Origin of the sequence: Sulfuritalea sp. (assembly GCF_017302275.1) — a bacterium.
GTDB lineage: Bacteria > Pseudomonadota > Gammaproteobacteria > Burkholderiales > Rhodocyclaceae > Sulfuritalea.
This window is the reverse complement of record NZ_JAFLDR010000049.1, coordinates 21,614-28,382: the sequence shown is the minus strand read 5'-3', so window position 1 is coordinate 28,382 and position 6,769 is coordinate 21,614. Positions and strand designations below refer to the sequence as shown.

10 protein-coding genes are annotated in these 6,769 nt (G+C 66.4%); all 10 read right to left on the bottom strand.

The annotated features are described in order from the left end of the window. The coding region (locus J0M27_RS18905) for a hypothetical protein (RefSeq protein WP_294995460.1) at positions 1-369 on the bottom strand (369 nt) is incomplete at its 3' end. Between the two features lie 25 nt (positions 370-394). After that, positions 395-571 (bottom strand): heavy metal translocating P-type ATPase metal-binding domain-containing protein, encoded by a 177-nt coding sequence (locus tag J0M27_RS18900; protein ID WP_294995457.1) that lies wholly within the window; start codon positions 569-571, stop codon positions 395-397. Then, positions 568-1,059 (bottom strand): TlpA disulfide reductase family protein, encoded by a 492-nt coding sequence (locus J0M27_RS18895; RefSeq protein ID WP_294995454.1) that lies wholly within the window; start codon positions 1,057-1,059, stop codon positions 568-570. Before J0M27_RS18895 ends, J0M27_RS18900 begins: the two co-directional genes overlap by 4 nt. Continuing rightward, positions 1,059-2,072: a hypothetical protein gene (locus J0M27_RS18890; RefSeq protein ID WP_294995451.1), complete on the bottom strand. Its 1,014-nt coding sequence runs from the start codon at positions 2,070-2,072 to the stop codon at positions 1,059-1,061. The genes J0M27_RS18895 and J0M27_RS18890 overlap by 1 nt, the downstream gene beginning before the upstream one ends. A 25-nt stretch (positions 2,073-2,097) precedes the next feature. After that, positions 2,098-2,775, bottom strand: a complete 678-nt coding sequence (locus J0M27_RS18885; RefSeq protein ID WP_294995448.1) for an ABC transporter ATP-binding protein — start codon at positions 2,773-2,775, stop codon at positions 2,098-2,100. Between the two features lie 386 nt (positions 2,776-3,161). After that, positions 3,162-4,298, bottom strand: coding sequence for an FtsX-like permease family protein (locus tag J0M27_RS18880; protein WP_294995445.1), 1,137 nt, complete (start codon positions 4,296-4,298; stop codon positions 3,162-3,164). Next, entirely contained in the window at positions 4,295-4,624 is a 330-nt protein-coding gene (locus J0M27_RS18875; RefSeq protein WP_294995442.1) for a hypothetical protein, read from the bottom strand. The genes J0M27_RS18880 and J0M27_RS18875 overlap by 4 nt, the downstream gene beginning before the upstream one ends. Next, entirely contained in the window at positions 4,621-5,196 is a 576-nt protein-coding gene (locus J0M27_RS18870) for an SCO family protein (RefSeq protein WP_294995439.1), read from the bottom strand. The genes J0M27_RS18875 and J0M27_RS18870 overlap by 4 nt, the downstream gene beginning before the upstream one ends. A gap of 73 nt (positions 5,197-5,269) precedes the next feature. After that, positions 5,270-5,452, bottom strand: a complete 183-nt coding sequence (locus J0M27_RS18865; protein ID WP_294995436.1) for a hypothetical protein — start codon at positions 5,450-5,452, stop codon at positions 5,270-5,272. A 113-nt stretch (positions 5,453-5,565) separates the two neighbouring features. Next, positions 5,566-6,708 carry a heme d1 biosynthesis radical SAM protein NirJ gene (gene nirJ, locus J0M27_RS18860; protein WP_294995433.1) on the bottom strand — a complete coding sequence of 381 codons (1,143 nt, stop codon included), beginning with the start codon at positions 6,706-6,708 and terminating at the stop codon, positions 5,566-5,568. Positions 6,709-6,769: the final 61 nt, after the last annotated feature.

Here is a 6,769-nt window from a genome sequence, read left to right as displayed (position 1 = left end):
CGGCGCGCCGGGTTCGGCCGGCGCGGCGGGGTCGCCGGCCGCGGGCTCGCCCTCACGCGCCTCGGCGATCAGGTCGTCGAGGTTTTCGCGCTGCTGCGCGACGAAATCCTTGCCCATGCCCATCGCCCGCGAGACGAAGCGCACCACGTCCTTCTCGTGCTTGTGCAGCAGGTAGCCGACGGCGACGCCGCCGGCGATGCCGCCCGCCAGCAACAGCAGGGGGTTGCGCAACATTCCCGGCAGCAAGGCGCGCCCGGCCGTATAGCCGGTGGCGGCGATCATCGCGCCCTTGGCCACCGGGTGGCTCATCATGCCCATGCCCTGGCCCATCGTATGCGACATCTGTTTCATCATTTCGTCGTTCATCATTTTCGTTCTCCTTGCCGGCAATGGTTCAATTGTCGTCCGAAGCGCCGGGCGCTTCATTGATCTGGTGCAACATCTGGTAAATCCCCTTGCAGCCTTCGCAGCAGAAGAGCATGGTTTTCTCCGCCGTGGCCAGCGAAAACGGCCGCGCGCCGACCGGCAGGCTGCACAGGTCGCAGGGCGTGGCCGGATCGATGGCGCTCACTTGAGCAGTTCCAGCGCCGCGCGCTCGAAGGCGGCCTCGTCGGATTCGCCGATCAGCTTGACGCGGACCACGCCGCGCGCATCGACGAAATAGGTGGTGGGCAGGCCGACCACGCCGTAGGACTTGGCGATGGCGGAGTTCTCATCCAACAGCGCCGGGTAGCTGACGCCGATCTTCTGCATGAAGGCGGCCACCGTCTTGCCGTCCTGCCCGGCATTGATGGCGATCACTTCCAACCCGTGCGGCTTGAGCCGCCGATAGACCTTGTCGATGGCCTGCATCTCGCCTTCGCAGAACTTGCACCAGTCGGCCCAGAAGCGGATCACCAGCGGCTTGCCGGCCCAGGTGGCGATCTTTGCAGGGCTGCCATCGACGTAGCTTGCGTTGAAGGCCGGCGCCGTCTGGCCGATGTTGAGCTTGGCCGGCGAGGAATCGCCGCCGCAGGCGGCGAGCAGCAGGAACAGCGGAAGCAGCAGCAAGGCGCGCATCAATGCTCCAGGAGTATCAGGCGGGAGTTCCAGATCATCGCCGTGGCGATCACGGCGGTCAAGGCGAAGCCATTGGCGGCGATGGCGGCCAGATTGCGCGAGAAGGCGGGGACGATCTCACGCAGGCTTTCGCGCCGGGCGAAGGGCTGCACCGCCCCCACCGCCAGCCCCGCCGCCGTGGCGACGAACAGCGGCAGGTAGAGCAGGTAGCCCTGGTAGCCATACTCGGGCTTGAGGATGCAGAAGGGGCAATGGTGGTTGGGATGCTCGTAGACGTAGAGCGAGACGAAGGCGAGGATGCCGGCGACCGTCGCGGCGAAGGCCACGGCGCTGGCTGCCGCCAGCGCATAGGCCAGCCAGTCGCGCCGCGCGCCGCCCATGCCGTGCCATGCCGCCAGCGCAATGGTGGTGCCCGATGCGCCGTAAAACAGCCACATCGCCGGCAGCGGCTTCATGGCGGAAGCTTCCGCCGCCAGCGTCGGGCTGCCTTCCGAGAACAGGCTGCCGCAGCACGAGGTGATGACATCCGCCTTGAGGCCGAGGAAGTATTGCAGCTCGATCCAGGCGCTCGCCGCCAGCAGCGGCGCCAGCACCAGCAGCAGGGCGTACTTGAGGCGCACCAGCGGGTAGTCGCGGGCGCGGCTGTCGATGTGGTTGATCGCCAGCCACATCGCGGCGAGGAAGAAGACCGCGATCTTGGCGTTGAGCGCGGGGAAGCCGAAGGCATTGACGTTGAGCGTGCCCACCGCGCACATGGCGCCGACGAACATGGCCGACATCTTCTCGGCATTGAAGACGAAGAGCAGCACCGCCGCCAGTTGCAGGCCGAGGACGAAGACCAGCAGGGTGGAGAACAAATAAGTGCGGCGCTCCAGTTGCAACTGGCGCTCGCTGCCACTTCGAATATCCCAGCGGCGTATCACCTCGACGGCGAAGGGCGCGCTGGCGGCGAGTGCAAGCACGCAGAGCGCGGAGGCGAGCAGCAGGGCGATGATGGCGGGCTGGAAGAGCATGAAAGTCGGCGCTGGCGGTACGGCGTCAGCGCTCGTGCACGATGCGGCCGTCGCGCATTTCGACCACGCGATCGACCACGTCGGATTCGGTGACCAGCGGGTCGTGGCTGGTGAGCAGGATGCTGCGGCCCTCGCCGGCCAGGCCTTCGAGGATGGCCATGAACTCCTTCGATAAATGTGTGTCGAGGTTGGCGGTGGGCTCGTCGGCGATCAGCAGTTCGGGGTCGTTGATCAGGGCGCGGCAGATGGCGACGCGCTGCTGCTCGCCACCGGAGAGCCACTCGACCTTGGCCGCGCGGCGATGGCCGAGCTTGAGTCGCGCCAGCAACTCTTCGGCGCGCTCCAGCAAGTCCTTGCGCGGCTGCCCGGTCGGATAGGCCGGCAGGATGATGTTGTCCAGCGCCGAGAGGCCCTTGATCAGGTTGAACTGCTGAAACACGAAGCCGAAGCGGCGGCGGCGGATTTCGGTCAGGAAGCGTTCGGGCAGGCCCGAGATGTCCTCGCCGTCCAGCCGCACGCGCCCCTCGGTGGGCCGCGCCAGGCAACCGACCAGGGTCAGCAGCGTGGTCTTGCCCGAACCGCTGGGCCCGCGCAGCGCGGTGACCTTCCGCGCTTCGATATCCAGGTCGATGCCGTCGAGCGCCCAGAACTCGTTCTCATGCCCCTGGTTGAAGGCCTTGCGGATGGCGTGGAGTTCGATCATTTCAAAACGCGTAGTCGGCTAACTGTGGGTGGGCGCCGGGGACGACGGGTATCCGACTCCCTCCATGGTCCACGGCTTGCTTTGCACAGCAAGCCGGCTTCGGCAGCGCGGAGCAGTGCTCCGCGAAACCCTGCCTACGCCCTCCGGGCCGAAAATGCACCGGCCCTCCTCCTTTACTTCCGGGAGTCGGATACCCGCCATCCCCGGCTGGATGCGCCACCGGTTCTTCACCCCCTAAACCCTTGAGGCGTGTCCTGAACGGGCCGGTAAGGTGCTCTGCAAAGCGAAGTAAAGAAGGAGGAGGTGCCGGAACGGCACCGACGGATGACATGAGCGGCGCAGAGCACCTTGCCGGCGCGTTCCCGTGACAGTCGACGCGCCTCATCTCATCCCCTCATTACCGAATCCGGATCGGTGATCGCCGCTTTCCAGATCGGCACCAGCACCGCCGCGGCGTAGGGCACGACGGTGAAGAAGAACAGGGTCGCCACCTGCAGGCCGTCGATCTGCGGTGTGAGTTGGAAGCGCGGATAGAGCACCGCCCAGCCCTTGAGCACTGGTTCGAACAGCGAGGCAGCGAAGTGGAAGACATGCACGTAGGCGGCGACGAAGCCGAGCAGGAAGGCGGTCAGCGAGACCAGCAAGCCTTCCCAGAACTTCATCTTGATCACGTCGCCGGTTTCCCAGCCGATCGCCTTCAGTATCCCAATCTCGCGCTTTTCCTCGGCCGAAAGGCCCGAGGCCTTGTCCCAGGCGAGGATGCCGAAGGCCAGGATCGCGGCGGAGAGCAGGGCCAGCACGATGCCCTCGCGCCAGTCGAAGATCGAGGCGTAGGTGCGCAGCACTTCCTCGCGCAGGATGGGCCGCGCGTCGGGCAGCGCGGCGGCTAGCTTCAGCGCCACGTTGCGCACTTCCAGCGGATTGGCCACCGACAGCGCGATGTCGGTGTAGTGCCCGGCGGGGTAGTCGAAGAAGGCGCGGAAGCTTTCCTCGCTCATTAGCACCAGGTCGGCGCTGACCAGCTCGGAGGCCTGCGGCAGCACGTCGGCGATGACGAAGGTATGCAGCTTTCCCGAGTAGGAGCGGAAGGAGATCCCGTTGTTCCTGGCCAGGCCGCGCGAACGCTCCAGCGCCGGGCCGACCACGATCTCGCCGGCGGCCGGCGCGTTTGTCGCCGGCACCATGAATGTGTAATTGGCCTTGGTCACGGCGTCGTAGTAGTAGCCCCAGAGCCGCGCCTCGCGCATCTGCACGCCGCGGATGCGACCGATCTTCTCCAGGTAGCCGGGCGGGATCAGGTCGTGGCGGCCGGCCACCATGCGCTGCACGATCACCTCGGGCGAACCGGCCAGCACGCGCGCCGCCTCCTGGCGCAGGGCGTGGCTGTAGAGCGTGACCGAGGCCAGCATGAACACCAGCACGGTGTAGACCAGCAACAGGCCGAGGTTGCGCGTCTTGCGCCGCGCCAGCGCCAGCAGCGTGAAATCGATCAGGTAGCGCTGCTTTGCCAGCCAGAGCTTCATTTCGCGGTCTCCCCGGCGCCGACTCCTGACGTCGCCTGCAGGAGGCCGGCCGGAGGTGAAATCAGCGATCCGGTCGGAAAATGCTCCAGCGCCAGCGGATGGTCCTGGTAGGCCGAGTGCAGGTCGGCCTGCGAGGGATGGCGCGTGTAGCGCGCCTCGGTGAATAGCGCGAGGTCGGTGAGCCGCAGTTGCGCCACCAGCGCCGTCATGCCATTGGCGTCACCGGCCGCCGCCGCGTGTAGCCGCACGGCATCGACAAAGCAGCCGGCAAAGGCGATGCCGGCCAGCGCCAGGAAGGTCAGCGCGCGATCGGCCGGGCGGCTCATAGCAGCTTGCGCACCGCCGCCGCGATCTTTTCGGACGGCGTGCCGAGCGAAAGCATCTCCACCAGCCGGCCTTCACGATCGACCACATAGGTCTGCGAGGAATGGTCCACCGCATAGCCGCCGTCGGGCCGCGTCGGCTGGCGCACGTAGCCGGCGCCGAACTTCTTCGCCACGGTGGCCGTTTCCGCCGCGCTGCCGACGGCGCCGAGCATCTGCGGGTGGAAATAGGCGACGTAGGTTTTCAGCGCGGCCGGCGTGTCGCGCTCGGGATCGACCGAGACCATGATCATGCGCGTGCGTTCGCGTTCGGCGGGCGACAGGGCGTTGAGCGCCCCGGCGCCAGCGGCGATCGATACCGGGCAGACATCCGGGCAATTGACGTAGCCGAAGTAGATCAGCAGCACCTTGCCGCGCAGGCTGCGCGTATCGAGCGGCCCTTCGCTCGCCTGCAGGACGAAGTCGCCGCCGGGCGGTCGCGGCACGAGGGTGGTGGCGGGATCGGAACAGGCGCCGAGCAGCGCGGAAGCGAACAGCGCAAGGACGAGGCGCAACAACGGGAACATCGATTTCATGGTCGGGGCGCGCCACTGTCGGGCGCGCCGGGGAAAGGCCGCCGGGATTGCCGGCGGCGGAGGAATCCGGCGATTACACCCGGTTCGCGGCCCGCATCAAGGCGCCGCGCAAGGCAATGGTCAGGCTGGAGCCGAGGCCTATGCGTTGCGCCACGGCGGGCAGGATGATCAGCGAAGCCAGGGCGAATCCGGCGCCGAGCAGAAGCGAGGTCATTTCACCGTTGTCGGCGGGTACTTCCTGCTGGGTTGGCGTCATCGGTGATCTCCCTGGATGCGTTGTCATTGCGCATGATCATACGGTGCGCCGGGAGCGCGCCGCTGCGACAAAGTGTCGCAGCGGCGGGGTTTTAAAGATTGACTTGACGCAGGTCAAGCGAGGCCGATTTCCTCGTCGCTGAGGTAGCAGCCCGGATCCTCGGCCCAGGCATCGCCCGTCAGCTGCTGGGCGCGCACCCGCGTGTTGCCACCGCAGATGGCGAAGTGGGCGCAGGCGCCGCAGCGCCCGCCCACCGTGCGCGGATGCGCCTTGAGGCCGGCCATCAGCGGGTCGGAAACATCGTTCCAGATCTCGCCGAAGGGCCGTTCGCGCACATTGCCGATCGTGTAGTGCCACCACATGGTGTCGGGATGCACATTGCCGAGGTTGTCGATGTTGGCGACGTTCACGCCGCTGGAATTGCCGCCCCATTGCACGAGCTTCTTGCGGATGTGCTCCAGCTTTTCCGGGAACCTGCGCTGCAGCCAGTACAGCAGATAGACGCCGTCGGCATCATTGTTGCCGGTGGTGAATTCCTTGACCAGCCCGCGCTGCTGGTACTCCCAGCAGGTGTCGAACAGCAGGTCCATGGCATTGCGCGTCATCTGGTGCAGGGCATCGTCCTTGCGGTTCTTGTTGCCGCGCCCGGCGTAGTTGAGGTGCGAGAAATAAAAGCGATCGACACCCTCGTCCTCGACCAGCTTCAGCAAGCCTGGCAGGTCCTGGTGGTTGTCCTGGGTCATGGTGTAGCGCACGCCGACCTTGAGCCCGGCATCGCGGCACAGGCGGATGCCGGCCAGCGATTTGTCGAAGGCGCCCGCCATGCGACGGAACTTGTCGTGGGTGGCGCCCAGGCCGTCGAGGCTGACGCCGACGTAGTCGTAGCCGATGGCCGTGATCTTCTCGCACATCGCGGCGTCGATCAGCGTGCCGTTGGAAGACAGCGCGGTGAAGAAGCCCATGGCTTTCGAGCGCGCCGAAATCTCGAAGATGTCCGGCCGCAGCAGCGGCTCGCCGCCGGAGAGGATCAGCGCCGGAACCCGAAAGGCCTTGAGCTGGTCCATCACGGCGAAGACCTCGGCGGTGGACAACTCGCCGGCGAAATCCTTGTCCGCCGAAATCGAATAGCAGTGCTTGCAGGTCAGGTTGCAGCGTCGGATCAGGTTCCAGATCACCACCGGGCCAGGTGGCTTGCGCGCCGGCCCGAGCGGCGTCGGCGCGGCGATTTCCTGCATGAATTGGGAGATTCGGAACATGGCGATATTTGGCGCACCCGATGCACCGGGGGCTTTGGTACCCGTCAACTCGCGGGCAGGA

Bases quoted from the DNA above. Each gene is read 5' to 3' on its own strand.
- J0M27_RS18895 (WP_294995454.1), bottom strand. From the start codon at position 1,059: ATGCGCGCCTTGCTGCTGCTTCCGCTGTTCCTGCTGCTCGCCGCCTGC.
- J0M27_RS18890 (WP_294995451.1), bottom strand. From the start codon at position 2,072: ATGCTCTTCCAGCCCGCCATCATCGCCCTGCTGCTCGCCTCCGCGCTC.
- J0M27_RS18885 (WP_294995448.1), bottom strand. From the start codon at position 2,775: ATGATCGAACTCCACGCCATCCGCAAGGCCTTCAACCAGGGGCATGAG.
- J0M27_RS18880 (WP_294995445.1), bottom strand. From the start codon at position 4,298: ATGAAGCTCTGGCTGGCAAAGCAGCGCTACCTGATCGATTTCACGCTG.
- J0M27_RS18875 (WP_294995442.1), bottom strand. From the start codon at position 4,624: ATGAGCCGCCCGGCCGATCGCGCGCTGACCTTCCTGGCGCTGGCCGGC.
- J0M27_RS18870 (WP_294995439.1), bottom strand. From the start codon at position 5,196: ATGAAATCGATGTTCCCGTTGTTGCGCCTCGTCCTTGCGCTGTTCGCT.
- J0M27_RS18865 (WP_294995436.1), bottom strand. From the start codon at position 5,452: ATGACGCCAACCCAGCAGGAAGTACCCGCCGACAACGGTGAAATGACC.
- nirJ (WP_294995433.1), bottom strand. From the start codon at position 6,708: ATGTTCCGAATCTCCCAATTCATGCAGGAAATCGCCGCGCCGACGCCG.